Origin of the sequence: Arthrobacter sp. 2762, from assembly GCF_040548745.1 — a bacterium.
Taxonomy (GTDB): domain Bacteria; phylum Actinomycetota; class Actinomycetes; order Actinomycetales; family Micrococcaceae; genus Arthrobacter.
In genome coordinates this window covers 15,544-40,170 of sequence record NZ_JBEPSI010000007.1, presented here as the reverse complement: position 1 = coordinate 40,170, position 24,627 = coordinate 15,544, and the positions used below count along the sequence as shown (strand labels likewise).

24 protein-coding genes and 1 tRNA gene are annotated in these 24,627 nt (G+C 62.6%); 13 read left to right on the top strand and 12 right to left on the bottom strand.

From position 1 onward, the window contains the following. Positions 1-21: 21 nt before the first annotated feature. The gene (locus tag ABIE18_RS14045; protein WP_499723368.1) at positions 22-1,443 is read right to left on the bottom strand and encodes an MFS transporter; all 1,422 of its coding nucleotides are present in this window, start codon (positions 1,441-1,443) and stop codon (positions 22-24) included. Further along, a complete protein-coding gene (locus ABIE18_RS14040; protein ID WP_477514650.1) occupies positions 1,440-1,964 on the bottom strand; it encodes a winged helix-turn-helix transcriptional regulator in 525 nt (174 codons plus the stop codon). The genes ABIE18_RS14045 and ABIE18_RS14040 overlap by 4 nt, the downstream gene beginning before the upstream one ends. Before the next feature lie 317 nt (positions 1,965-2,281). Here ABIE18_RS14040 and ABIE18_RS14035 point away from each other — a divergent pair, with 317 nt between their 5' ends. Then, the gene (locus ABIE18_RS14035) at positions 2,282-4,420 is read left to right on the top strand and encodes a phosphocholine-specific phospholipase C (RefSeq protein ID WP_499723367.1); all 2,139 of its coding nucleotides are present in this window, start codon (positions 2,282-2,284) and stop codon (positions 4,418-4,420) included. Between the two features lie 129 nt (positions 4,421-4,549). Here ABIE18_RS14035 and ABIE18_RS14030 read toward each other — a convergent pair whose 3' ends face one another. The 4 genes from ABIE18_RS14030 to ABIE18_RS14015 are packed head-to-tail and all read right to left on the bottom strand — an operon-like array spanning position 4,550 to position 8,927. Beyond that, positions 4,550-5,869, bottom strand: coding sequence for a glycosyltransferase 87 family protein (locus ABIE18_RS14030; protein ID WP_499723366.1), 1,320 nt, complete (start codon positions 5,867-5,869; stop codon positions 4,550-4,552). Between the two features lie 4 nt (positions 5,870-5,873). Beyond that, complete coding sequence (locus tag ABIE18_RS14025) at positions 5,874-7,043, bottom strand: cystathionine gamma-synthase (protein WP_499723365.1); 1,170 nt, start codon at positions 7,041-7,043, stop codon at positions 5,874-5,876. Positions 7,044-7,091: 48 nt separating this feature from the next. Further along, positions 7,092-8,477, bottom strand: coding sequence for a cystathionine beta-synthase (locus tag ABIE18_RS14020; protein WP_499723364.1), 1,386 nt, complete (start codon positions 8,475-8,477; stop codon positions 7,092-7,094). Positions 8,478-8,534: 57 nt separating this feature from the next. Next, positions 8,535-8,927 (bottom strand): VOC family protein, encoded by a 393-nt coding sequence (locus ABIE18_RS14015; protein ID WP_499723363.1) that lies wholly within the window; start codon positions 8,925-8,927, stop codon positions 8,535-8,537. A 133-nt stretch (positions 8,928-9,060) separates the two neighbouring features. Here ABIE18_RS14015 and ABIE18_RS14010 point away from each other — a divergent pair, with 133 nt between their 5' ends. Then, positions 9,061-10,035, top strand: a complete 975-nt coding sequence (locus tag ABIE18_RS14010) for a DNA-3-methyladenine glycosylase family protein (RefSeq protein ID WP_499723362.1) — start codon at positions 9,061-9,063, stop codon at positions 10,033-10,035. Here the strand turns inward: ABIE18_RS14010 and ABIE18_RS14005 are convergent. After that, positions 10,032-11,708: an AMP-binding protein gene (locus ABIE18_RS14005; protein WP_499723361.1), complete on the bottom strand. Its 1,677-nt coding sequence runs from the start codon at positions 11,706-11,708 to the stop codon at positions 10,032-10,034. The two genes, ABIE18_RS14010 and ABIE18_RS14005, sit on opposite strands and share 4 nt — an antisense overlap. A gap of 83 nt (positions 11,709-11,791) precedes the next feature. Between ABIE18_RS14005 and ABIE18_RS14000 the strand changes: the two genes are divergently transcribed. Then, a complete protein-coding gene (locus tag ABIE18_RS14000) occupies positions 11,792-12,070 on the top strand; it encodes a putative quinol monooxygenase (protein ID WP_216925016.1) in 279 nt (92 codons plus the stop codon). Between the two features lie 119 nt (positions 12,071-12,189). On the opposite strand, the gene ABIE18_RS13995 is transcribed toward ABIE18_RS14000, so the two are convergent. Beyond that, entirely contained in the window at positions 12,190-12,567 is a 378-nt protein-coding gene (locus tag ABIE18_RS13995; RefSeq protein ID WP_223946614.1) for a thioredoxin family protein, read from the bottom strand. Positions 12,568-12,648: 81 nt separating this feature from the next. Then, a complete protein-coding gene (locus tag ABIE18_RS13990) occupies positions 12,649-14,436 on the bottom strand; it encodes an SGNH/GDSL hydrolase family protein (RefSeq protein ID WP_499723360.1) in 1,788 nt (595 codons plus the stop codon). A gap of 343 nt (positions 14,437-14,779) precedes the next feature. Here ABIE18_RS13990 and ABIE18_RS13985 point away from each other — a divergent pair, with 343 nt between their 5' ends. The 4 genes from ABIE18_RS13985 (at position 14,780) to ABIE18_RS13970 (ending at position 17,779) form a co-directional block, all read left to right on the top strand. Then, positions 14,780-15,205, top strand: coding sequence for an ester cyclase (locus ABIE18_RS13985; RefSeq protein ID WP_477514660.1), 426 nt, complete (start codon positions 14,780-14,782; stop codon positions 15,203-15,205). Positions 15,206-15,319: 114 nt separating this feature from the next. Continuing rightward, positions 15,320-15,997, top strand: coding sequence for a TetR/AcrR family transcriptional regulator (locus ABIE18_RS13980; RefSeq protein WP_499723359.1), 678 nt, complete (start codon positions 15,320-15,322; stop codon positions 15,995-15,997). Continuing rightward, positions 15,994-16,986, top strand: coding sequence for an ABC transporter ATP-binding protein (locus tag ABIE18_RS13975; RefSeq protein ID WP_499723358.1), 993 nt, complete (start codon positions 15,994-15,996; stop codon positions 16,984-16,986). Before ABIE18_RS13980 ends, ABIE18_RS13975 begins: the two co-directional genes overlap by 4 nt. Beyond that, positions 16,979-17,779, top strand: coding sequence for an ABC transporter permease subunit (locus tag ABIE18_RS13970; RefSeq protein ID WP_499723357.1), 801 nt, complete (start codon positions 16,979-16,981; stop codon positions 17,777-17,779). Before ABIE18_RS13975 ends, ABIE18_RS13970 begins: the two co-directional genes overlap by 8 nt. 6 nt (positions 17,780-17,785) lie before the next feature. Here the strand turns inward: ABIE18_RS13970 and ABIE18_RS13965 are convergent, their stop codons facing one another. Continuing rightward, the gene (locus ABIE18_RS13965; RefSeq protein WP_499723356.1) at positions 17,786-18,331 is read right to left on the bottom strand and encodes an acyl-CoA thioesterase; all 546 of its coding nucleotides are present in this window, start codon (positions 18,329-18,331) and stop codon (positions 17,786-17,788) included. Positions 18,332-18,521: 190 nt separating this feature from the next. On the opposite strand from ABIE18_RS13965, the gene ABIE18_RS13960 reads away from it, so the two are divergent. Both ABIE18_RS13960 and ABIE18_RS13955 read left to right on the top strand, forming a co-directional pair. Further along, a complete protein-coding gene (locus ABIE18_RS13960) occupies positions 18,522-18,743 on the top strand; it encodes a hypothetical protein (RefSeq protein ID WP_499723355.1) in 222 nt (73 codons plus the stop codon). A gap of 45 nt (positions 18,744-18,788) precedes the next feature. After that, a complete protein-coding gene (locus ABIE18_RS13955; protein ID WP_499723354.1) occupies positions 18,789-19,601 on the top strand; it encodes a potassium channel family protein in 813 nt (270 codons plus the stop codon). Here the strand turns inward: ABIE18_RS13955 and ABIE18_RS13950 are convergent. Both ABIE18_RS13950 and ABIE18_RS13945 read right to left on the bottom strand, forming a co-directional pair. Then, positions 19,592-19,673: transfer RNA gene (locus ABIE18_RS13950), tRNA-Tyr, on the bottom strand. The genes ABIE18_RS13955 and ABIE18_RS13950 overlap by 10 nt on opposite strands. A gap of 127 nt (positions 19,674-19,800) precedes the next feature. Next, positions 19,801-20,067, bottom strand: a complete 267-nt coding sequence (locus tag ABIE18_RS13945) for a hypothetical protein (RefSeq protein ID WP_442016455.1) — start codon at positions 20,065-20,067, stop codon at positions 19,801-19,803. A 180-nt stretch (positions 20,068-20,247) separates the two neighbouring features. Between ABIE18_RS13945 and ABIE18_RS13940 the strand changes: the two genes are divergently transcribed. The 4 genes from ABIE18_RS13940 to efeB all read left to right on the top strand — a co-directional run bounded on the left by ABIE18_RS13940 (position 20,248) and on the right by efeB (position 24,537). Further along, complete coding sequence (locus tag ABIE18_RS13940) at positions 20,248-20,739, top strand: YajQ family cyclic di-GMP-binding protein (RefSeq protein WP_018776783.1); 492 nt, start codon at positions 20,248-20,250, stop codon at positions 20,737-20,739. Positions 20,740-20,947: 208 nt separating this feature from the next. Then, positions 20,948-21,808, top strand: a complete 861-nt coding sequence (gene efeU, locus ABIE18_RS13935) for an iron uptake transporter permease EfeU (RefSeq protein WP_499723353.1) — start codon at positions 20,948-20,950, stop codon at positions 21,806-21,808. Between the two features lie 99 nt (positions 21,809-21,907). Then, positions 21,908-23,101 carry an iron uptake system protein EfeO gene (efeO, locus tag ABIE18_RS13930; protein ID WP_499723352.1) on the top strand — a complete coding sequence of 398 codons (1,194 nt, stop codon included), beginning with the start codon at positions 21,908-21,910 and terminating at the stop codon, positions 23,099-23,101. Continuing rightward, positions 23,098-24,537: an iron uptake transporter deferrochelatase/peroxidase subunit gene (gene efeB / locus ABIE18_RS13925; protein WP_499723351.1), complete on the top strand. Its 1,440-nt coding sequence runs from the start codon at positions 23,098-23,100 to the stop codon at positions 24,535-24,537. The genes efeO and efeB overlap by 4 nt, the downstream gene beginning before the upstream one ends. Positions 24,538-24,627: the final 90 nt, after the last annotated feature.

Sequence of the window (24,627 nt, the reverse complement as noted above, 5' to 3'; positions counted from 1 at the left end):
CGGGTCGGGGGCAGGGCCGGGTCAGGCGGAAACCGTGGCGGGTTGCTTCTTGGCCGCATCCTTGCGGATGGTTGCGCTGATCACCGCAGCTACCGTGCACATCGCAGCTGCGCCCAGCCAGGCGTAGTTGTAGTGCCCGGTGGCGTCGCGGATAAAACCGGCAGCCAGCGCGGCGGCAGCCGCTCCGAGTTGATGGGCCGCAAACACCCAGCCGAACACCACGGAGCCATCGGCGCCGAACACCGAACGGCAGATGGCCGCCGTCGGAGGCACCGTAGCTACCCAGTCCAAGCCGTAGACCACGACGAAGATGATCATGCTGGGTTCCACGGATGAGCCCAACAACAGAGGCAGCACCAGCAGACCGATTCCCCGGAACTGGTAGTACACCGCCAACAGGACCTTGGGGTTGAAGCGGTCAGTCAGCCACCCGGACGCTATGGTCCCCACGATGTCGAAGATCCCGACGACGGCCAGCAAGCCCGCCGCCGTGGTTTCCGGCATGCCATGATCATGAGCGGAGGGAATGAAATGCGTGCCGATGAGCCCATTGGTCGTGGCGCCGCAGATGGCGAAGCCCGCCGCCAGGGCCCAGAAGGTGCGGACTTTGCTTGCACGTTTGAGGACCTGCAACGCCCGGACGGCCGCGTTCGCCGAATCCGGCTTGGCTGTCACGGAACCCGGCGGTGTCGACGCAACTGCGGCACCCGGCGTCGAGGTCTTTGAACCGGCGGTACTGGCGTCAGGTGCTTCCGCGCCATAAGGCAAGACCCCGACGTCGGCGGGTGAGTTCCGCAGCCACCGCAGGACCAGCGGTACCACCGCGAGCGCCCCGGCGGCGATGAGCAAGGACGCTCCCCGCCAGCCCGGGTTCTGCGCAAGGGCTGCGATGAAGGGTAGGAAGACGAGTTGGCCAGCGGCGCTGCCTGCGGTCAGGATGCCGATCACCAGGCCCCGGCTCTTGGCGAACCAGGTGTTGGCGATGGTCGCTGCGAAGACGAGGGCCATTGATCCCGTTCCCAGGCCAATCAGCACGCCCCATGTGAGCAGGATCTGCCATGACTGGTTCACGAACACCGTAAGCGCTGAGCCCAGGCCAATCAGGCAGAGAGCGAGCGAGGTGACTTTGCGTATGCCGAAGCGTTCCATCAAGGCCGCGGCGAAGGGTGCCGTCAGACCGAACAGGACGAGGTTGATGCTTACCGCAAGGGACAACACTGTAGTCGACCAGCCGAATTCCTCTTGGAGCGGGACCATCAGCACTCCGGGCGCGGCCCTGAATCCGGCCGCCCCAACCAAGGCAAGGAAAGCTACGGCGGCCACCATCCAGGCCGGGTGCAGCCTGCGGCTGGGTCGCTTGCCGCCGGGTTGCTTGCCGGATTGCTTGCCGGTTGGGACGGCTGCATTGCTTGTCGGAGTTCCTGTGACATCGGGAGCGGTCATGCGGAGATCTCCGTTTCAGGGGAAGTTGTTGGTACGGGTGCTATGGCCAGGGGCAGGGGATGGTCGCTGCGTGTGAAGCTATGCCAGCTTGTATTGGCGGCTGTCAGGTGGACCCCACAGTGCGTGCAGGTGTCCGCCGAGGCTGTGACTTGTCCGCAGTCAGTGTGGACGACCCGCATATGGGACACCTCATCGGGGGCGTCCAGGTGTTTCTCTGCCCAGATGATGATGGCATTGAGGACGGGGAGAGCATCCTCGCCCTTGGGTGTGAGCACGTACTCCTGGCGGGTCCGGGCACCATCCTGGTAGGGGCGTTGCGCCAGAAGCCCCGCCTCGAGCAGCCATGCAAGACGTTTGCTGAGCACGTTGTCCGCGACTTCCAGGCGCTGCTTGATGGCGTCGAAGCGGCCGTTTCCGAAGAAGATCTCGCGCAGGACCAGGCTCCCCCATGGATCGCCGAGGACGTCGAGGCCACGGGCAAGGCTGCACGTGCGGGCGGACCAGTCGGATCGCAAAGGCATGTGGACAAAGTACATGACTTTTCTAAAGAAAGCTATGCTGCGCGTGGCGCCGCAGCGAACACCCGCTGCTTCCTGACCATCTTTGGAGCTTGGACTGCCCGAGCGCACCCAATTTTGATTGATCTGCCCCCACGTTCGTGGCAAAGAAGGTCAGGAAGCCCCGCTCTTCCTCGTTGGCCGCCCTTCATGGTCGCCCCCCGAAGACCACCGCATGTGATCTTCGGGACACGCCCCACTGGTTTGCCGTAGTTTCATCACTGGTTTACCGGGACTGCCTAGGCTGGCTGCGTCAACTCTGACCACGAAAGGCACCCTGAATGTCCTCGAATACCCCTGAGCAGGTTAATCGTTTCATCAGCGCTTCCGGGCTTTCCCGTCGCGGCTTCCTGGGCACCGCGGCCGCAGCGACGGCGCTTGCGGCCACGGGCTCCCTGCTGCCTCCATCCGTGCAGGCGGCAATGGCCAAGCCTGTCCCACCGGGAAACCTTCAATCCATCAAGCACGTGATTGTGCTGATGCAGGAAAACCGCTCCTTCGACCACTACTTTGGCTCCCTGCGGGGCGTCCGGGGCTACGGGGATAAGTCCGTGACGCGCCTGCCCAACGGGAAGTCGATGTTCGAGCAACCCAGGGCTACAGGGGAAACCGTCCTGCCGTTCTCCCTCCGCAAAGCAGCGGAGCTCGCCGGCCGCCCTGGCTCCGACATCCAGTACCTGGGCGATCTTGATCACTCCTTCACCGGCACTACGACGGCGTGGAACAACGGCTGGTGCGATAAGTGGATTCCTGCCAAGAGCGCCTCAACCATGACGTTCTACGAACGTGCAGACATTCCACTGCAGTACGAACTCGCGGACACGTTCACCATCTGCGATGCCTACCACTGCTCCGTGAACGGATCCACCAATCCCAACCGCAACTACCTCTGGAGCGGCACCACGGGCAACGAGCCAGGAAGCACCAAGCGGGCCGTGACCAACGCGGCCTACGGCTATACCCACGGCGGCTACGACTGGACCACCTACCCCGAGCGTCTGGAGCAGTCCGGGGTTTCCTGGAAGATCTATCAAGACTGGGACAATTTCACGGACAACGCCGTGGAGTACTTCCAAACCTTCAAGGCAATCGGCAGGAAGATGCTGGCCTCAGTAGAGGGCAACCTGAACACCACAGAGGAGTTCTACGACAAGCTGGCTGGCAAGGCCCCTGCTGAGCAAGACCGGCTTCTTGCCCAGCTGGAGCAGGGCCGGGCTTCGCTCAGCGAGTCCGAGAAAGCCCTCTTCGACAAAGCAATGTGGCGTGGGCGACCCAACACCCTGCTGGAGCGCCTGGGCACGGACATCAAAGATGGCACCTTGCCTCAAGTCAGCTGGCTGGTTCCCTCGGCGACGGACTCCGAGCACCCGGGAGCATCCACGCCAGTGGGCAGCGCAAACTTCGTGTACAGGCTGCTGGACACCGTGGCCAGCAACCCGGATACGTGGGACACCACCGCGATCTTCCTCAACTTCGACGAGAACGATGGCTACTTCGATCATGTACCACCGCCGGTCCAACCACGACCGGAGTCGGGAGAGTCCACCGACTGGACCACGGCACGCCCCATCGGTTTGGGCCCGCGCGTCCCCATGACCATCGTTTCCCCGTGGACCGTGGGCGGCTATGTCAGCTCCGAAGTCTTCGACCACACCTCCGTGCTCCGCTTCCTGGAACGCTGGACCGGGGTTGAAGAGCCCAACATCTCGCCCTGGCGCCGTGAAGTCTGTGGGGACCTGACAGGCGTCTTCAACTTCGATTCCCCGGGGACTCCCCCGGTTTTGGACCATCCCGGCGCTGTGCCTGCCAGGATCAGCAGGTGGCGACCGAACCCGCCGGCGGTCCAGGTGGCCCCCATCCAGGAGCCCGGAAGCCGCCCGGCCCGACCGCTGCCATACCGGCCCCAGGTGTCAGCCGCGGTTCAGCCAGGAAAAATCACCCTGGCCTTGGCAAACAGCGGCACCCGGTCCACCCACTTCACCATTTATGGCTACACCGGCGAAGTCACCGAACCCCGGCATCTGGACGTGCGGGGCAACCAGAAGGTGGAGCTTCCCGTCCCGTCCGGCGAATTCGACGTCGTCGTCACCGGCCCAAACCGCTACCACTACGAGCTGAAAGGCTCGACGGCGGGTGTTGCAGCCGGCGTCGATGTCACCGTGAACGGTCAGCGCGGTAACAAAGCGGTGGAACTGGAAGTACGCAACAACGGCGCGGCAACCGTCACGCTTCGGCTTGAGTCCCTGCAGTATGCGGACGGCAATGACACGGTGAAGCTCAAGCCAGGGCAGAACAGGAAGATCGGTTGGGAGACCCTGCAGGGTTGGTACGACCTTCGGGTCACCTCACCCGAGGATGCTTCCTTCCGCAGGCGCCTAACCGGCCGTGAGGAAGACGGCCGGGAAGGTGTCTCGGGCTAGCAGGACCCCGCCGCTTTGAAGAATCCCGCTCTTGTTCGTCCCACTTAACGCAGAACGGTGAAGAGAGCGAACAAGGGCGGGACTCCGCGGCTCCAGGGCGGCCGCCCCGAATGCGTGGGTGCGCAATCCCTAAGAGCGGGGATGGCCTCCCCTGATGCCGTGGGACCCTGCGACTCCGGCTCGAATCCCGGTAGCAACGAGGCCCGTGCGCGACGGCCGGTAAGCCAGGGCCCAGTAGACCAACAGCGCGATTCCGCACACCACACCGAGGCTTGAAACCATCAGCTGCCATTGCGTCTGGGGGTCCTTGCCCCACTCGGCGGCACCGGCCCACACGGCAAGGTTCTTTGGCGTCATATAGAAGGCAACCGTGGAACAGGCCACGATGGTCCATCCTGCCGTGCGCATCCGCCCGCTGCGGGACGGCACCCGATGCATCGCGAAGGCCATGCTGGGCAGGGCTACTGCCACCCAGACCCAGTGGTGGGACCAGGAGACGGGGCTGATCAGGAGCATCAGGATGGCGGTGGCCGAGACGGCGATGAAGTTTTCGTCCACGTCCACGGCCCACTTAATGATCTTTGCTGCAAGGACCGCGAGTCCCAGGGAAAGAACCATCCACACCACGCTGGTGAGAGAAGAATCCGGCATGCCGAAGTGCAGGAGCAGCCCCTTGACGGACAGGTTGTCCACGTAGGCCGGACCACCGATGCGCCCTGTATCGGGGAGGATCTGCGTCCAGAATGCCAAGGATGCTTGCGGCAGGAGGACCCATGCGAGGGCGATGGATCCGAAGAATCCAGCGGCCATCCGTGCCAGGGCCTTGAAGTCACGGCGGACCAGGAAATACAGTCCGAACGCCAGCGGCGTGAGCTTCACGCCCGCAGCCAGGCCAATCAAGAGTCCTGCGGGCCACCTGATGAGGCCTGCCCGTGCTTTGCCGTAGAGCGCGAAGTCCGCCAGGATCACGCCCATCAGGATGATGTTGATCTGGCCGAAAACGAACGTATCCCGCCACGGGCCGAGGAGCAGGATGGCTCCCGTTCCCACTAAAGCCGTGGTCCTGAAGCGATAGTCGGCGAATGCTGAACGCCACGCCTTCAGACCGAAATAGTGGCGTGCCAACCAGGCAGCCACCACTGCGGCACCTGCCAAGGCGGCGATGATGAAGACCATGCTGCTGGCGAAGAAACCCATTGCTGCCAGGCCGGCAAAGAGCAGGGCCGCGAACGGCGGGTAAGTAAAAGGAAGGCCGTCGCGCACGGCATACAGGTCCCCGCCTTGGAGAACCTTACCGCCGCCGTAGAAATAGACTTCGAAGTCGTTCAGGAACGGCTGGTAGTCCGTGTAGAGGAACCAAACGGCGACGGCGAGGGTCAGCACGCCTGCGACGGTCAGGATCCAGCCGCGCTGGGCAGCCGAAACAACCGTGGGTGAAGAAGAAGCCACTGTGTCAGCCGTTGCTGATCTTGGCGAAGGCCTGCTCAAGGTCCGCAATCAGATCCTCGGACTCCTCGATACCGCAGGAGAGACGCAAGAGGTTCACGGGAACGGCCAGTTCGGTTCCCTTGACGGAGGCGTGTGTCATCTCCGAGGGGTAGTTCATGAGGGATTCGATTCCGCCCAATGATTCTGCCAGCGTGAAGATCGAGGTGGACTCGGCAACTGTACGGGCCGCGGCCTCACCGCCCTTGAACTGGACAGAGACCATGCCGCCGAACTTCTTCATCTGCTTGGCAGCGAGTTCGTGGCCGGGGTGGTCCGGGAGGCCCGGGTACAACACGGCTTCAACTTCGGGGCGCTGCAGCAACCATTCGGCCACGGCCTGGCCGTTCTCGCTGTGCCGGTCCATGCGCACGCCCAGGGTCTTGAGGCCCCGCGTGGTGAGGAAAGCATCCATCGGTCCGGATACGGCACCAACGGCGAACTGGATGAAGCCGATCTTCTCGGCGAGTTCGGCATCGTTGACCACGATCGCGCCGCCCACCACGTCCGAGTGGCCACCGATGTACTTGGTGGTGGAGTGGATCACGACGTCGGCACCCAGGTCCAGCGGGGTCTGCAAGTAGGGAGAGGCGAAGGTGTTGTCGACCACCAGGAGGGCACCGGCGTCGTGCGCTATTGCGGCGAGCGCCGCAATATCGGTGATCTTCATCAGGGGGTTGGACGGGGTTTCCACCCACACCATGCGCGTCTTGTTCGCTGCAACGGCACGTGCCACAGCATCGAGATCGGACATGTCAACAGGAGTGTTGCCGATGCCCCAGTCGCCGAGCACGCGGTCGATGAGGCGGTAAGTGCCGCCGTAGGCGTCGTTGCCCAGGACGATGTGGTCCCCGGGGCGAGCCACAGCGCGGATCAGCGAGTCTTCGGCAGCAAGGCCAGAGCCGAACGAAAACGCGGCGGAGCCACCCTCGAGGGCCGCCAGCTGTTCCTGCAGGGAGTCACGCGTGGGGTTGCCGCCGCGGCCGTATTCGTAGCCTGAACGCAGGCCGCCAATTCCGTCCTGGGCGTAGGTTGAGCTGAAGTGCAGAGGCGGCACCACAGCGCCTGTCCGGGGTTCGAAGGCCTGGCCCGCGTGGACGGCCCTCGTGTTGAACCCGGCGTTGTTGTTGACGGACATGGAAGCTCCTCTTTCAGTGTTCAACGGTTGGAAGTGGGCGCGTGGCGCTCAGTTGCTCAGGTAGGCCAGGAGGTCGTGGCGGGTCAAGATGCCCACGGGCGCCCCCACGAACGTGACCATGACAGTATCGACGTCGGACAAAAGCTCGCGCGCCGCGGAGATGCTCTCCAGCGATCCGATAACGGGCAGGCGCTCCCCCATGTGTTCGGCGATCTTGTCCGTGAGTTTGGCTTCGCCGCGGAACAGCTTGGTGGTGAGGCTGCGCTCATCAACTGCGCCCAGGACCTCACCCATGACCACAGGCGGTTCCTGCGAGAGGACCGGGATGTGTGAGACGCCGAACTCGTTCATGATGTTGATGACGTCTCGAACAGTCTCGTTCGGGTGGATGTGGACCAGGTCCGGCATCTCGCCAGTCTTGGACTTCAGCACCTCGCCCACGGACGACTCTTCGCCGCCGGAAAGGAAGCCGTAGGAGCGCATCCATTGATCATTGAAGATCTTGGCAAGATAGCCGCGGCCCGAATCCGGGAGGATCACCACAACCACCGCGGACTCGTCCAGGTCCTTGGCGGCCTGAAGTGCGGCGACCACGGCCATGCCGGAGGAGCCGCCCACCAGGAGGCCCTCCTCGCGTGCCAGGCGGCGGGTCATGGCGAACGAATCGGCATCCGAGACGGCAATGACCTGGTCCGGCACCGTTTTGTCGTAGTTTGCGGGCCACATGTCCTCGCCAACGCCCTCAACGAAGTACGGGCGTCCGGTGCCGCCTGAGTACACAGAACCTTCCGGATCCGCGCCGATGACCTTGACCCGGCCGCCGTCGGACGCAGGCCTGTCTGCCGAGACTTCCTTCAGGAAGCGGCCCGTGCCGGTGATGGTGCCGCCGGTTCCAGCGCCGATGACCACGTGCGTCACCCTGCCGTCAGTATCGCGCCAGATCTCCGGTCCTGTTGACTCGAAGTGGCTGTCCGGGGCTGCGGGGTTGGAGAACTGGTCCGGCTTGAAGGCGCCGGGAATTTCCTTGACCAGGCGATCTGAGACGCCGTAGTAGCTTTGCGGGCTGTCGGGGGCAACAGCTGTGGGTGTCACTACAACTTCGGCACCATACGCGGCCAAGACCGCCCGTTTGTCTTCGCCCACCTTGTCAGGCACCACGAAGACGCATTTGTAGCCCTTTTGCTGGGCTACGAGCGCCAAGCCGACTCCGGTGTTCCCCGACGTCGGTTCAACGATGGTCCCGCCTGGCTGCAGCCGCCCGTCCTTTTCCGCTTCTTCGATCATCTTCACGGCGATGCGGTCCTTGATGGATCCGCCGGGATTGACGTACTCGAGCTTGACCAGGACGGTGGCTTTGATTCCGTCCGTTACGTGGTTGAGCTTGATGAGCGGCGTATTGCCGATGAGGTCCAACACGGACTGGGCGTACTTCATAGGTACAAAGTTACCGCCTGCCCGTACTCCGCCCTGCCGTGCCTCACTTGCGGAGCATCACTTCCCGGCGGAGGAGTCGGTTTGCCAGAGGCCCAGGATGTTGCCCTCGGTGTCTTTGAAGTAGGCGTACCAGCCCATGCCGGGGACGGCGTCCTTACCTTGAACGATGGAGCCACCGGCGGATTCCACCTGGCCGAGGGCGGCATCCACATCGTCCACATCGATGGTGAGGATGGGATTTTTCAGGTTGTCTGTGCGTGGAAACAGCGCACCATTGATGGCTCCGGGTTCGCTGGGCCTGCCGGTCTCTTCATCGGATGGAGTAGTGATGGCGATCGTGTAATCCATTTCCTGCATAGGGCTGAGATTCCAGCCGAAAGCACTTTGGTAAAAAGTGTTGGCCCTCTGGTTGTCATCCGTGGGAATCTCGAAATGCACTATTCCGGCCATGGTTTGCGCTCCTGGATTTTGGGCTTCGGACGCGGCCCATCCGCGCCACATCAGGGAGTCTAGACCCGTGAAGCGGCCGCCGTAAGAGGCTTACAAGGAGTGAATTGTCAGCCAGCCGTGGGACCATGAAAATATGACCATCGCAGACGCCCCGCCCCTTGTTGCGGCCGCGGCAGACGCTTCCATACGATGGCACCCCGGCGCCTCCTACAGGCTCGACCAAACCATGTTTCCCCTGATGCGGGGCAATGCCGACCCCTCTTTCGCGGCCCATCCCAACGGTTTCTGGATGGCCTTCACCACACCTTCAGGAGCTGTCACCCTGCGGCTCTCCGAGGGTGGACTGGGCAAGGATACGTTCGTTGATGCCCAGGCCTGGGGGCCCGGTGCGGAAGACGCCGTTGCCGGTGTTCCCCGCCTGCTCGGTGCTGATGACGACTGGTCCGCGTTTGACGAACCTGGCTTCCATGCAACGCTCCCGCGCCTGGTCACTGAAGCACGACGCCGGAACCTGGCACTGCGGCTACCCTCCACCGGGCGGCTGGTTGACTCGCTGGTGCCCACCATCCTGGAGCAAAAGGTCACCACCTTGGAGGCAAGGCGTGGCTACCGGTACTTGATGTACCGCTTCGGAACCAAAGCCCCCGGCAGGGTGGCTCCCTCGGGACTCCTCGTACCTCCCACGGCGCGGCAATGGTTGGCCGTTCCGTCCTGGGAGTGGCATAAGGCGGGAGTCGGGCCACAACGCTCGGCGACAGTGATGCGGGCGCTGCAATCCGCCGTCGCGCTTGAACGTTTGGCTGGCCTTGACCCAGCGCGTGCCGGAGCCAAACTGCAGACCATTCCCGGCGTCGGCGTTTGGACTGCTGCCGAAGTGGTCCAACGTACCCACGGCTGCCCGGATTCGATTTCCGTGGGCGACTACCACCTGGCCTCTTACGTGGGCTATGCGTTGCTGGGACGGAAGATTGACGACGCCGGCATGCTGGAACTGCTGGAACCTTGGCGGGGACAGAGACAGCGGCTGGTGCGGATGCTGTATTTGAGCGGCTTCCGGAAGCCTGCTTTCGGCCCACGGATGACCGTCCAGGATCACCGCGCCCACTAGAGGTGCAGGCGGGAAACGGCTTCCTGGCGCATATCCACCTTCCGGACCTTGCCCGAGACGGTCATCGGGAAGCTCTCGCGGACATCCACGTATTTCGGAATCTTGTAGTGGGCAAGCTTGCCCTTGCAGTACTCGGCGATGTCCTCCGCGGTCAGGGTTTCCGCCCCCGGTTTGAGGATGATGCAGGCCATGAGCTCCTCCCCATATTTGGCGTCCGGAACACCAATTATCTGCACGTCCTGGATGGAGGGATGCAGATACAGGAACTCCTCGATCTCGCGGGGATAAATGTTCTCGCCACCGCGGATCACCATGTCCTTGATCCGGCCTTCGATCACCAGATACCCATCCTCGTCCATTCGAGCGAGGTCGCCCGTGTGCATCCAGCCGTCAGCGTCAATGGCCTCGGCGGTCTTGTCCGGCTGTCCCCAGTAGCCCTGCATCACCGCGTAGCCGCGCGTGCACAGCTCGCCAATGACGCCGCGCTCCACCACTTCGCCCGTACCCGGATCCACGATCCGGCTTTCAAGGTGCGGCATGGTCCTGCCCACTGTGCTGGTCCGGTGCTCCAAAGTGTCCCCCGCCCGGGTCATGGTGGACACCGGCGACGTCTCAGTCATGCCATAGCAAATGGCCACGTCCACCATATGCATCTCATCGATGACCCGGCGCATCACCTCAATGGGGCACAACGACCCCGCCATGACGCCAGTCCTGAGCGTGGAGAGATCGAACGTGGCGAAGTCGGGCAGCGCGAGTTCGGCAATGAACATGGTGGGCACGCCATAAAGCGATGTGCCGCCAAAGTCCTGCACGGCTTCCAACGCCGCAGAAGGGTTGAATCCCCTGCTTGGGATGATGGTTGCCGCGCCGAAACTCAGGGCATTCAGGTTGCCGATCACCATTCCGAAGCAGTGGTAGAACGGCACCGGAATCACCACGCGGTCCTGTTCCGTGTAGCCCAGGAGGCGGCCGATCGAGTGACCGTTGTTGAGGATGTTGTGGTGCGTGAGGGTCGCACCCTTCGGGAAGCCCGTGGTGCCTGATGTGTATTGAAGGTTGATGGCATCGTGCGGATCCACTTCGGCCATGCGGTCCCGTAGTGCAGAAGGCCCGACGCCGTCCGCCCGGGTCAGGAGCTCGGCGTACGTCAGTTCGTGGCCGGCCTCGGGGACACCGGCTGAGAGGCCCGCAACCGGGTCTCCGGGGAGGAAGACGATCTCCCTGAGTTCGGGGCACGTACCCGCCGTCTCCCTGGCCATACCCACGTAATCGCTGTTCTTATCGGAGGGCGCAGCCACGAGCATCCGCATGCCGTTCTGCTTGACCACGAACTCCAGTTCGTGTCTGCGATAAGCCGGGTTGACGTTGACCAGCACGGCCCCGATCTTGGCCGTGGCGTACTGCAGGATGGTCCATTCGGCACAGTTGGGGCTCCAGATGCCGATGCGCTCGCCTTTCTCCACACCCAGGGCGAGGAGCGCGCGGGCGAGGTGATCGACGTCGTCGTTTAGTTTTTCGTAGCTCCACCGACGGGCGTCCCCGCCTGGTGTGGCAGCGGCTTCGATCAGCGCGTCCCTGAGCGGAAACTGCGCTGCGATGCGTTCAAAATTGGCACCGATGGTCTCTTCGAGCAGCGGGACGTCAGTGTCTCCGGCGGTGTAGGACAACATGACCGAACGCTACCAAGACAGTCCGCGCAACAGAACCGTAAAGTGGACAATCGTCTCCGTGTCCTCCCGGTAGGGTTGGATCCATGAGTGCACCCATCGACCTGCAGGCCACGTTCATCCCCAACGACGGCGAATTCTTCCGCGTGAAGCTCGCCTTGGAAATCGCGATCGACGAGGTCGTCAATGAGCCCGGCTGCATCCGTTATGAACTGACCGAAGCCACTGAGGAGAAGCTGGTGCTCACCGAGCGCTGGGAGTCTGAAGAGGCTCTGGAGAAGCACTCCAAGGGTATTGCCGTCCAGGACCTGAACGAGTCCCTCAGCGCCTTGCTGGCTGAGCCGGTCAAGCTCGAACGCCTGTAGCCTCTCCCAGCACCAGCTCAGCGAAATCGCCGCAAGAGTGCGGGAACGCCTTAAACCATCGAGGCCGCCGGAACTTTCCGGCGGCCTCGATGTGCGTCCGGCGATTTCGCCGGATGGGTCTAGCTTTCCTGGGCCTCGGCACGTGCCTTGGCCACATGGGCGTGGACTTCTTCCATGTCCAGGCCCTTCACGGCCTCAATAACCTGCTCCAGCTGCGGGCCGTTGAGGGCACCCGGCTGAGAGAAGACAAGCACTTTCTCGCGGAAGGCCATGAGCGTCGGGATGGACGTAATCCCGGCTTCGGCGGCGAGCTGCTGCTCAGCCTCGGTGTCCACTTTGGCGAAGACCACATCCGGGTGCTTCTCGGAAGCTGCCCCATAAGTGGGCGCAAACTGGCGGCACGGGGCGCACCAGGCAGCCCAGAAATCCACCAGGACAATGTCATTGCCTTCGATGGTCGATGCGAACTGTTCTCCAGTGATGTCAACTGTAGCCATGTTTCCACGGTACGCGACCCCGCTCGCTAAGTCCCGTGGAGAGGGCCGTTGTTCGCTTCCCGCGTCACCGGGAATAAACGGCTACTTGGCCAGGACGTACTTGAGCGCGGACGCGTAGAGCGGAGCCACCTTGTTGTGTCCGGTTTGGTTCAGGTGCACATCATCCAGATAGTTCCAGGTGGCCCCGGCGATAGTTGCTGTGCCGGCCATCGAGATGCGTGGCCAGCCCCGGACAGCAGCTTCGCGGGTCAGGAGCCCGTCCACCCATCGGCGCTGGAAATGGCTGGCGTCATAGCGGGAAAGAACACCAGTGATAAGGATCGTGCTGCGGGGATATTTACGGCGCAGTTCATCCCACAACCGGTTGGCTTGGGACAGGATCGCGGCATCGGTGGCAAAAATCCGGGCGTCGTTCCCGCCAAGCGTCACCACCACCAGCCCAGGGTTGCCTTGGGGCAGGAGGATCCGGTCCAGGAGCACGGCATCGGTCGCTGAATTCCCACCGACCGCGGGGCTGCCCGAAACGTATCCGATCCCACCGATGCTCCGGACCACTTGGTGGGTGTAGCCAGCGGCCCGGGCACCCTGTTCGCCCCATGAGTCAAGATCCAGCTGCGAGTCTCCAAGGAAGACCACCGTGGAGGCGTCCACTGCTTCGGCTGAATACAACTCCTGCGTGGAATCGTTCCAGATGGTTTCCAACTTTTGGAAGGCGACGTGCGAACCTCTGGCATCGGACCAGGTATCGCGCACCGGCCAGCCGAATTCGCCCGGATTGATGGACCACACTTTGTACGTGGAGTGCCCCACAATCCGCGCTCCCGTTGCAGGCCCCCAAACAAGCCAGCCGTTGACGAACTGCTGCACCAGGCCCCCGGCCCGCGGAAGTTTGTCCGTGAGGGGCAAGCCCAATTGTCCGGCAGCTCCACCCAGGGAAACGTAGCGGTTGTGGACGTCACCGTGGGTGGTCGAATGCGCACCCGTTGCCGCCGACCAATAGACCGTGCCGCCCTGGAAGAGTTGGTAGACGAAGTCGTTTTGCCGGTATTCCTCGCTGACCGGATATCCCAGGGCACCGTTCTGGCCTCCAGTCGCGGACCAGTAGCTCCGGATAGCTCCCGTCAGGGCCCTCGCGCCGGTGGCGGCTGACCAGATGATGGTTCCACGCTGGTACTGCTGTGACGAGCCACCGTTTCGCAGGCCCGTCGCTTCATCCGTAGTGGGATACCCAAACTCGCCGTTTTCCAGCCCCGATTGGCGCCACCGTTCACGTATGGCGCCCATGGAGGGATGTGCCCCAGTCGCCGGGGACCATACGATAAAGCCGTGCTCGAAGAGCTGGTAGGCACCGCCGTCGGGCAGTCCTGTGCGTTCACTGCCAGCCGGGTACCCGAGGAAACCAGCCTCAAAACCCGCTCTCCCCCACGCCAAGTGGATGGACCCCGTTGTGCGTTGGGCACCAGTAGCTGCCGAGAAACTGATCGCTCCTCTTTCGAAGAGTTGCTTGGAACCACCATTGCGCAGGCCGCTTAGAGTGTCTGTTGTGGGATAGCCGTGATAGCCCGCGGGGCCATCGGCTTCCCACCAAGCGTTGCGGACCGGCCCATTGACCACCACACGCGCTCCCGTGCGGGCCGACCAAGCGATATCGCCACCGACGAACCGTTGCACGCAGCCGGTGCTGGAGCATTCCTCCGCTGCCGTGGGCCGGATCAGAACGCTTCGGGCCCAAGTGCTGGTGCTGTAAAGCTGTCCGATGGCGCCTGCGACGGGAGGGGTGGAAGTCTCATGCTGGATGCTCCCCGATGGGGCAGCTTGCACCGGTAACCCGGTTCCGAACAGGCCAAGGACCAACAGCAGCACCGCCACTGATCCGGCGATTTTGCTTTTCTTCGACGACGAAGCCGACCCCGCACAACCCACTTATCTACCCCTGCATCTTCGGACCCCAAGGCCCCGTCACTGCTCCCCCACGAAGACAGTCAAGCCAGTATCTTCGACGGCGGTACTTCAGACGGCGACGACTCAGCGTTTGGTGTCACATCGTTATGTTCCCCGGCCGGTGGGCACCGTTTCGCTGAGTCACGGGAAGGCCTGTCATCGCCGGAGCCTTCGTCCTAGACTTGCCTCCCATGGTGACGTGGGGACGGGTTGCGTTGCCTGCCCTGACCAGTTCTTGCCTGGCGGCCACGCATTCAATGAAGGGATGAACGTGGAGCCTGAGGATAACAAAGCGCTGGTTAGGCGCTTCTACGAAGCGATCGATGCCGGCAACATCGAAGCGATGGATGACCTGGTTGCCGAAGACTACCTGGACCATCACCCTCCGTTCCCCGGGCTCTCGGCAGGACGGGAGGGCCTGAAGGAGGCCTTCCGCATTTTCCTCAAAGCTACGCCGGGACATCACGTTATCGAGGATCAGATCTGCGAAGGCGACAAGGTAGTCACCAGACTGACCGCCCATGGTCGACACGAAGGCGAGTTGCCTGGTCCACTGCCTGCTACAGGCGCTCAACTGGACGAAACCGCCGTCGCCATCCACAGAATTCAGGACGGCAGGATCGTGGAGCATTGGTCCGATCGCGACGACCTCGCGCTGATGCAGCAACTGGGCATCATCCACTTGCCGGGCGCCTGAATCGAGCCGTAATTCTCTATGCGAAGATGCCGAAGTCCGCGCAAGCAGGCTCGCATCCCTGGGGTGAATCCCTACCTCTTGCCAGCGATTGAACAAGTGTTTAGTGTATGAAACATGCGTTTAACCGCAGAGGATCTAACCACCCGTGCAAGGATCCGTGATGCCGCCATCGGACTGTTCGGCCGCGATGGTTTCGGCCCTGCTACCGTCCGCGCGGTCGCCTCTGCAGCGGGGGTCAGCCCTGGCCTGGTGATCCACCATTTCGGCAGCAAGGCAGGTCTGCGCGAAGCATGCGACCAGCATGTCCTCGCGCAGACCGCCAGCCAGGGCAGGGAGAAAACAGACCCTGCCACCGCACGTCAATTGATCCAGGACTACCTCAACCACCCGGACCAGTACGCCGATGAGATCGCCTACATTCGCCGCTCCCTGGGCGACGAATCCGAGGCCGGGGACGCATTCTTCGACGCCGTGGTGCGCCAGACGCAGGACATCATCGAGGCCGGGATCGCCGCCGGCACCATCCGCGACTTCGGCGACGTCCGGTCCACCGCCGTCGTCGTCGCATCAAACAGCCTCTCAATGCTCATGCTGGGCAGGCACCTCTCACGGGCGCTGGGAGCGGACGTAACAGAACCGCACGGCATAGGACCCGAATTGCTGCGGCAACTGACCATCCCCGCGCTGGACATCTACACCAACGGCTTCTACGCCGATTCGCGGTTCCTGGACGCGGCCCGCGACGCCCTGCAGCAAGACACCATCAACCAAGGAAGGGAGCATGCCCCGTGACCCAGGCAATCGTCGTCGAAGGGTTGCGCAAGAAGTTCGACCAGCGCGAGGTCCTCCACGGACTCGATTTCGCCGTTGAACCCGGAACGGTCTTCGGCGTTATTGGACCGAACGGAGCGGGCAAAACCACCACCATGCGCTGCCTGCTGGATATTATCCGGCCAAGCGCGGGAACCATTTCAGTGTTGGGGCAGGATCCACGCCGCGCCGGAACCGGACTGCGCCGCAGGATCGGTTACCTCCCTGGCGAACTCCACTTGGAGAACCGAACCACGGGCCGACGCATGCTTGAACACTTTGCGGCCATCAGCGGCCCGGTACAGCCCAAATATGTCAACGAGTTGGCAGAGCGGCTGGATCTGGATCTGGACCGGCAAACCCGCAAGCTCTCCAAAGGGAACAAGCAGAAGCTCGGCCTCCTGCAGGCGTTCATGCACCGCCCTGAGCTCCTGGTGCTCGATGAACCAACCAGTGGCCTGGATCCCTTGGTCCAACAGGAGTTCCATTCACTGGTCCGCGAAGTGGTGGACGATGGCGCAACGGTCTTCCTCAGCTCACACGTACTGAGCGAGGTCCAGCAGGCCGCCGACGCCGTGGCCATCCTCCGCGACGGCGGCATCGTGACGATATCCACCGTTGAGGCCTTGAGGAACGCGGCCGTACGGCAGTTGCGGTTCAACGCGGCCGGCGCAGAAACGCACGACGTCGGCGCGCTGCTGGCGCGGGTGCCGGGCGTCGCCAATGTTGTGCTGCGGGAGCTTCCTGGTGACGGCGCAGCGGAAGCCGCCGTCGAAGCGACGGCGACACTTTCGGGTCAGGTCCAGCCACTGGTGCAGGAGCTGGCGCGGCTGAACCTCACAGACCTCGTCCTGGAGGAACCGGATTTGGAGGAAGCCGTGCTGACTCTCTACACGGGGCGTTATCTGGGCAACGGAAACGGAAACGGGCACAAATCCGTGAGCCACACGGAAGGAGCACACCATGCCTAGGTTCCTCCCCCTCTTCACTAAAGCCTTGACAGACTCGTGGCGGTCCACTCTCGCGTGGGCCTTGGGACTGACGGCTGCGATCATGCTGTACCTGCCCCTTTATCCGTCCATCGGGGGCAGCGCGCAAATGCAGCAAATGATCGACGCACTCCCCCAGGAGATGACCAAGGCCCTGAACTATGACCAGATAGCCACCGGACCTGGCTACACACAGGCCACCCTGTTCGGGTTGATCGGTTTCCTGCTGATGTCCATGGCGTCCGTGGGTTGGGGCGCGGCCGCAGTGGGCGCGGACGAGGAGTCGGGGCTGCTGGAATTGACTTTGGCCCATAGCGTGACCCGAATCCAGGTGGTCCTTGAACGCGCCCTGGCACTCGTGGTGCGCGTCGCGATCCTTTCGGCCTTGGTCTTCCTGCTGGTGCTGGTGCTGAACGGGCCCTCGAAACTGGATATCGACGTCGGGCATCTCTTCGGTGCGGTAGTGCTGTTTGCGGCTTTGGCACTGCTGAGCGGAACAGCGGCGCTGTGCGTAGGTGCGCTGACAGGACGGAAGGTTTATGCGATTGCGGCGGGTGCCGCCGTCGCCGTCCTCGGCTATGTCTTCAACGCTGTTGGGCGGCAAAGCCCCGACGTCGACTGGCTGCTGAACCTTTCGCCGTACCACTGGGCTTACGGTAATTCACCGGTAACGAACGGTGCTGATTGGGGAGCCGCCGCGGGCTTGCTGGGTATCTCCGCGGCGCTTATCGCCCTGGGCGCGGTTGCACTCCAGCGGCGGGACGTAGGTGTTTGAGTTCCCCTAAGCCCACACGTGCGGAGCTGGCCGGCGGGCTCCTGGGAGCGCATTGTTTTCGCGCCACTCATGGATCCACTCCGGCAATTCCAAGTCAGCCGGGGGCGCACCGAACTCAGCAATGATCTCTTCCTGCGTCACCGGCTTCCCTTTGTTCACCAGGCGGGTTGCGATGTGGGCGCGAGCGTAGATCTCACCGTCCACCACCATGCGCTGCTCAAAGTAGATGGCTTTGGTGTCCAGCCCGATGATGCGCGTTTCGATGGTGTAGCGCTGCCAGAGTTGCAATGACTTGCGGAAAGCGATGGTCTCCCCGGCAGCCACAGGACTCCAGGCGCGCCTGCGCATCTTTCTCCAGATACCGCTGCGAACCATGAGGTCGAAACGGCCAAGGTCCATCAAGGAGAAATACATGCCGTTGTTCACGTGCATCGCGATGTCGATGTCGGTCGGCAGAACCCGCAGGGGCAGCGAGGACGTTTCCCAAGCACCCAAGGGTGAACGCTTGGAGGAGGTGAACAGCAGCATGAGGGTACGGAGAAGCAAATGCATGCGAGCAATGTTACCCGCGAGTAACTTCGGTGGGAATAGACAGACCGCATAGTGGACACGGTGTTGGCGCAGCTTTAATACATCCAGCGCTTTATGTCCAACGATTGCACAAACGTTTACCGCCAGTTCATCCATCCCGTGCACAATGTCTGAAACCCGGAAACACCGACTCACACCCAGGGGGATCCCTTTGAGCACTCTGCAAACCACCAAGCCGTACGCAGACGTCTGGCCTGACCTCGCCCGGCACCAGGACGTCGTGCTCCGGGACGCCCGGGGCAACCGCATCGAAGGAACCATCGACGGCATGACCGATGACCACAGCACACTCTGGGTACAGCTCAAGGGCGGTTTGGGCCGGCAACTGGTTCACCACATGGACGGATACTGGCTGGAGACTCCCACCGTCTGATCATTTTCCAGTGGCGTGCATTGTGGCTGTGGCTAGGATTCCCGTATGACTCAAGCGCGATACCGGGACCTCGTCGAATGGCCCCTCATGGGGACAGCACTTGCTTTCCTCACGGCCTATGCCTGGCAGGTTGTAGGACGCGTGGACGGCGCGGCTGGCCTGCCCTTCGAAATAATCCTCTGGATCACCTGGGGGATTTTCGCGCTGGACTACTTCGCCAACCTATGGCTGGCCGAGGACCGGGGGCGATGGTTCATTTGGAACCTGCATGAACTCCTCATCGTCCTGCTCCCCTTCTTCCGGCCACTCCGGCTTCTTCGGCTTGTCACGCTCCTGTCCGTTTTGCAACGCACTGTCGGAGAAACCCTGCGCGGACGCGTTGCCACGTATGTTGCTGGCTCGGCTGCCATGTTGGTGCTCATCGGCGCCCTGGCAGTGCTTGACGTAGAGCAGAATGCGCCCGACGCCAAGATCCTGACGTTCGGAGACGCCGCTTGGTGGGCTATTACGACCATCACCACTGTTGGCTATGGAGACCTCTACCCTGTCACCCCTATCGGCAGGGTTGTGGCGGCAGCGCTCATGATGAGCGGGATTGCCGTCCTGGGTATTGTGACGGCCTCTATTGCCTCGTGGCTGGTGCAACGAATCGAGGAAAACGCGGAGGATGTCGCGGCGGCCGCCGAAACCAAAGCAGCAGCCGCCGAAGAACCGGTCCGCGCTGAATTGGCAGACCTAGTCACTGAAATTGCAGCGCTGAGGCGTGAGATCGCAGAGCTTCGGGAGAGCGCAGAGCTGGAACGCGAAAAATCCCCGGAACCTGATGGTTCCGGGGATTTCCCTTTGGGTGGCAGATGAGGGATTCGAACCCCCGTAGGCGTTGCCAGCTGATTTACAGTCAGCCCCCTTTGGCCGCTCGGGTAATCTGCCGAACTTCAAAAGAAGATCACTTCCGGAGACCGTTTCTTTCGATCCGGTAACCGAAGGCAGAGACAACCTTACAGAACTTCTCGCCAAGAATCTAATCGAGGGCGGACACGCCGGAATGGCCGGTATTTCAGGCTTCTCCGAGGATCCGGCCAGCCAGTTTCGCTTCAAACTTTTCTGCTTGCTCTGCCGTGATTTGGTTGAGCTCCACTGCACGCAGCAAATCGGCGTGCACGCCGTCCATACGCGAAGCCGCATCCGGCACCGGGCTCAGGACGATCGACGCCGCCACGGTCACCGCTGCCACCGCACTCGCCGCGGCCGCCGCTGCCGTACCGATCGAACCAGCTGCCGCGGATGCGGATTTTGTGACGTAGTGGACGGCCTTGTGGCTCATGCTTACCTCCGTGGGTGGGCTCTTCCAACTGGTACAACTCTCAAACATCCACCTCGGTTCCAACCAAGCATGTGCTGTGAGCGAACTGTGAAAGTTATCCACGGCCCCATCCCGCGCCTTCCGTACTAGGCTGGATGGCAGACAAACCGCCCTTACCGGGCCCCCAACCTAAGGAGAGTCATGGCAGGCGAATCAACATTCGACGTCGTCAGCAAGGTAGACAAGCAAGAGGTCGCCAACGCGCTCAACCAGTCCCAGAAGGAAATCGCCCAGCGCTACGACTTCAAGGGAGTCGGCGCGGAGATTGACTTCAGCGGTGAAAAGATCCTGATGAAAGCCAACTCGGAGGATCGCGTCCTCGCCGTCCTGGACGTCTTCCAGTCCAAGCTCATCAAGCGTGGCATCTCCCTGAAGTCCCTGGACCAGGGCGAGCCTTACCCCTCCGGCAAGGAATTCCGGCTGGAGTGCACCATCAAGGAGGGCATCGCGCAGGACATCGCCAAGAAGATCAACAAGATCATCCGCGACGAAGCCCCCAAGTCCGTCAAGTCCCAGATCCAGGGCGACGAACTTCGCGTCACCTCCAAGTCCCGCGATGACCTGCAGGAAACCATGAACATCCTCAAGAAGTTCGAAGAGGCAGACCTGCAGTTCGTGAACTTCCGCAGCTAGGCTGCCGACGCTGCACCGCCAGCGTCATAAAAGCCGGGGTCCGGCGCCGGTCAGGGCGCTGGACCCCGGTTTTTTACGGGCTGGCTACATCGATTGTCGTAATGGCCGCAGACATTAGGGCACAAAGTTTTTGCGTAATCACCCCATGGCAGTATTCTTCTTCATTAGGCAAGCCTAAGTATGGCTCCCCTGAGTGAAAGAAACGCACATGACCGCCAACTTCCTGATAGGCCTGCGTGAAGGCCTCGAGGCCTCGCTCATCGTGGTCCTCCTGATGGCCTACCTCATCAAGACCGGCCGGCAGTCCCTGCTCCCCCGGCTCTGGACCGGCGTCGGGCTGGCCATTGTCATCTCCCTCGCCTTCGGCGCCCTTCTTACTTTCGGCCCGCGGGGCCTCACCTTCGAGGCCCAGGAAGCGATCGGCGGAGGGCTGTCCATTGTTGCCGTAGGACTCGTGACCTGGATGGTCTTCTGGATGGCGCGCACCGCCCGCAGCCTCGGAAGCGACCTCAGGTCCCACGTGGACAAAGCAGCCGACGGCGCCGCATGGGGCCTTGTGCTGGTTGCGGCACTGGCCGTGGGCCGCGAAGGACTCGAAACGGCACTGTTCATTTGGGCGGCAGCGCAAGCCACCGGCGAAACCACGTTCCCCCTCCTCGGTGCCCTGCTTGGCCTCCTTACAGCTGCCGGACTCGGATACCTGCTCCACCGGGGCGTCCTCAAGGTCAACCTGGGCCGCTTCTTCACTTGGACGGGAGTGGGACTCATCGTCATTGCCGGCGGCGTCCTTGCTTATGGCATCCACGATCTCCAGGAAGCCGGCATCCTTCCGGGCCTGCACAGCCTGGCCTTCGACCTCTCAGCCGCCGTTCCGCCGTCGTCCTGGTACGGAACCTTGCTGAAGGGCACACTCAACTTCTCCCCGGCCACCACGTGGCTGGAAGCAGCAGCCTGGCTGCTGTATGTCATCCCTGTCCTGTTCCTGTACATCCGGTCCAACCGTTCCCAACCTGCAGCGGCAGCAGCGAAGACATCAGCCCCGAAGCCCGCAGTCGCCGTTCAGCAGTAAGACTCCTGCAGCAGTAAGAACCCTCAGCCTCTCCAACACCCACCCCGACTCGCGCGCAGCCCTCGCACCCCGCGCCTTCCCCCAACACAAAGGACCCCCATGCTTGGCACGTTCCTGTCCACGTCCACTTCCCCGAAGCTTCGCAGGACCCTCACCGTCATCGGCGTGGCTGCGGCCGTCCCCATGGTTCTGGTGGGCTGCACTGACAATGCGAAAACCGCGGCGGCCACCGACGGGCCGATCCAGGTCAGCAGCACAGCGAATGAATGCAAGGTCTCTGCAGTTACTGCGCCCAGCGGCAACCTGACGTTTGCCGTGAAGAACGAAGGCACCGAGGTCACGGAGTTCTACCTGCTGGCCGAGGACGGTTTGCGGATCATCGGCGAAGTGGAGAACATCGGGCCTGGAATTACCCGGAACCTGGTGGTCACCGCTCCTGCAGGCAAGTACAACACCGCTTGCAAGCCCGGTATGCAGGGCGACGGCATCCGGGCTTCGTTCGAGGTCACGGAATCCGGAAACAAGCCGAGCGCGGACGCTGATTTCCAAAAACTCCTTGAGACCGGTTCCCAGCAGTACGCCGCCTATGTGAAGGATCAAACGGAGCAACTCGTCACGGGCACCAAGGCCTTTGCAGACGCCTTTGCAGCCGGTGACGCCGCCAAGGCCCGTGAGCTCTATGCCGCGACCCGTATGCACTGGGAACGGATCGAGCCCGTTGCGGAATCGTTTGGCGATCTCGATCCCAAGCTGGATGCACGCGAGGCTGATCTGGAGCCCGGCCAGGAATGGACCGGATGGCACCGCGCGGAGAAGGACTTGTTCCCGCCTGCGGACTACACCGCCATGACGTCGGCCGAACGTACCGCGATTGCCACTCAGCTCGTTGCAGATACTGCAGACCTCGCAACGCGTACCCGCACAGTGGAGTTGACGGCTGACAAGCTGGGCAACGGCGCCAAGGAGCTCCTCGATGAGGTTGCTACCGGTAAGGTGACGGGCGAGGAAGAGATCTGGTCCCACACCGACCTTTGGGATTTCCAGGCCAACGTGGACGGCGCCCGCATCGCCTTCGAGAGCCTGAAGCCGGCATTGGAGCAAAAAGACGCCGAGCTTGCCAAGTCCTTGGACGAGAAGTTCACGGCCCTCCAGGCCGAACTCAAGAAGCACGCCAAGGGCGATGGCTTCTCCTACTACAACGAGCTGAGCCAGGATCAGATCCAGCAGCTCGCCGCGCTGGTCGATTCCTTGGGCGAACCACTGTCCAAGCTCACCTCGGCCGTAGTGCTGTGAGCGGCTGCCCCTACGGGCACACCGGCGAAGCCCCGGAGGCTCCAGCTGCCGGACAGCCTGTGAATGTGAACGATTCCGCCCGCCCAGGCGAGGCGACCGGCGTCGTACGTTCCACGGCGACTTCCGACGGCGGTGCTTCGGCTACCGCTGGCACCTCCCGTCTGTCCCGCCGCGGCCTTCTTTCCCTGGCCGGAGTGGGCGGCGCTGGCGCAGTAGCTGGCATCGCCGCAGGCTTCCTGGGACACGACGCAGTCACAGCCAGTGCTGCATCGGCCGCGGAATCCGACGCAGGGGATGCTGTTGTTCCCTTTTTCGGCGATCACCAGGCTGGCATCACCACCCCGGCCCAGGACCGCCTTCACATGGCTGCCTTCGATGTCACCACGGAGGACCGGAAAGAGCTGATCAAGCTCTTGAAGGATTGGACTGCTGCGGCTGAGGCCATGACGGCGGGCCGCACCACGGGTGCGACTGGCGCCGTCGATGGCCCTTACGATGCCCCGCCGGAAGACACCGGTGAGGCGTTGGACCTGGCCGCCGCGCAGTTGACGTTGACCTTCGGTTTCGGCGCAGGGCTGTTTGAGAAAAATGGCAAGGTGCGCTTTGGTTTGGACGGACGCAGGCCCGAAGCCTTGATCGACCTCCCGCACTTCCCGGGTGACGACCTTCAACCTGGCCGCACCGGAGGCGACATCGTGGTCCAGGCATGCGCCGACGACCCCCAAGTAGCCGTACACGCCATCCGTAACCTTGCGCGCATCGGCTTCGGAAAGGTGCGTGTCCGCTGGTCCCAATTGGGCTTTGGGCGCACGTCCTCCACGTCCCGTGCCCAGGTGACGCCCCGCAACCTCTTTGGCTTCAAGGACGGCACCAACAACCTCAAGGTTGAGGACAACGCCCTCCTCGATGAGCATGTCTGGGTACGTTCCCCGGCTTCGTCGAATGAAGAGTGGATGAGGGGCGGCAGCTACCTTGTGGCGCGCAGGATCCAGATGCACATCGAGATTTGGGACCGGACGTCACTGCGCGAACAGGAAGGCCTGATCGGCCGGACAAAGGGCGTGGGAGCGCCGTTGTCCGGTGGCGAAGAGTTCACGGCACCCGATTTCAAGCTCGCTGGCCGCAACGGTGATCCACTCATTCCCTTGGACTCGCACGTCCGGCTGGCCCACCCCGACCAGAATGGGGGCGTGCGGATGCTTCGCCGCGGCTACAACTTCACTGACGGCTCAGATGGACTCGGGCACTTGGACGCCGGGCTGTTCTTCATCGCGTTCGTCAAGGATCCGCGGACCCACTACGTTCCCATGCAGATGGCCCTGGCCAAGGGCGATACCCTTTCCGTGGAATACCTGAAACACACGGGCTCCGGCCTTTTTGCCGTGCCTCCGGGGATCCAGCAGGGCGGCTTCATCGGCGAAGGACTTTTCGCCTAGGCTGATTCCTCTATTACGTCGTGAACCCGCTATTCCGTTGTTGGCCAACCACGGAATAGCGGGTTCACGACGTTCCAGGCCTTAAGAAAG

What these genes read in the sequence shown, in the direction of transcription:
- ABIE18_RS14045 (WP_499723368.1), bottom strand. Translation starts at nt 1,443, where the DNA reads ATGACCGCTCCCGATGTCACAGGAACTCCGACAAGCAATGCAGCCGTC.
- ABIE18_RS14040 (WP_477514650.1), bottom strand. Translation starts at nt 1,964, where the DNA reads ATGCCTTTGCGATCCGACTGGTCCGCCCGCACGTGCAGCCTTGCCCGT.
- ABIE18_RS14035 (WP_499723367.1), top strand. Translation starts at nt 2,282, where the DNA reads ATGTCCTCGAATACCCCTGAGCAGGTTAATCGTTTCATCAGCGCTTCC.
- ABIE18_RS14025 (WP_499723365.1), bottom strand. Translation starts at nt 7,043, where the DNA reads ATGTCCGTCAACAACAACGCCGGGTTCAACACGAGGGCCGTCCACGCG.
- ABIE18_RS14020 (WP_499723364.1), bottom strand. Translation starts at nt 8,477, where the DNA reads ATGAAGTACGCCCAGTCCGTGTTGGACCTCATCGGCAATACGCCGCTC.
- ABIE18_RS14015 (WP_499723363.1), bottom strand. Translation starts at nt 8,927, where the DNA reads ATGGCCGGAATAGTGCATTTCGAGATTCCCACGGATGACAACCAGAGG.
- ABIE18_RS14010 (WP_499723362.1), top strand. Translation starts at nt 9,061, where the DNA reads ATGACCATCGCAGACGCCCCGCCCCTTGTTGCGGCCGCGGCAGACGCT.
- ABIE18_RS14005 (WP_499723361.1), bottom strand. Translation starts at nt 11,708, where the DNA reads ATGTTGTCCTACACCGCCGGAGACACTGACGTCCCGCTGCTCGAAGAG.
- ABIE18_RS14000 (WP_216925016.1), top strand. Translation starts at nt 11,792, where the DNA reads ATGAGTGCACCCATCGACCTGCAGGCCACGTTCATCCCCAACGACGGC.
- ABIE18_RS13995 (WP_223946614.1), bottom strand. Translation starts at nt 12,567, where the DNA reads ATGGCTACAGTTGACATCACTGGAGAACAGTTCGCATCGACCATCGAA.
- ABIE18_RS13980 (WP_499723359.1), top strand. Translation starts at nt 15,320, where the DNA reads ATGCGTTTAACCGCAGAGGATCTAACCACCCGTGCAAGGATCCGTGAT.
- ABIE18_RS13970 (WP_499723357.1), top strand. Translation starts at nt 16,979, where the DNA reads ATGCCTAGGTTCCTCCCCCTCTTCACTAAAGCCTTGACAGACTCGTGG.
- ABIE18_RS13965 (WP_499723356.1), bottom strand. Translation starts at nt 18,331, where the DNA reads ATGCATTTGCTTCTCCGTACCCTCATGCTGCTGTTCACCTCCTCCAAG.
- ABIE18_RS13955 (WP_499723354.1), top strand. Translation starts at nt 18,789, where the DNA reads ATGACTCAAGCGCGATACCGGGACCTCGTCGAATGGCCCCTCATGGGG.
- ABIE18_RS13945 (WP_442016455.1), bottom strand. Translation starts at nt 20,067, where the DNA reads ATGAGCCACAAGGCCGTCCACTACGTCACAAAATCCGCATCCGCGGCA.
- ABIE18_RS13940 (WP_018776783.1), top strand. Translation starts at nt 20,248, where the DNA reads ATGGCAGGCGAATCAACATTCGACGTCGTCAGCAAGGTAGACAAGCAA.
- efeU (WP_499723353.1), top strand. Translation starts at nt 20,948, where the DNA reads ATGACCGCCAACTTCCTGATAGGCCTGCGTGAAGGCCTCGAGGCCTCG.
- efeO (WP_499723352.1), top strand. Translation starts at nt 21,908, where the DNA reads ATGCTTGGCACGTTCCTGTCCACGTCCACTTCCCCGAAGCTTCGCAGG.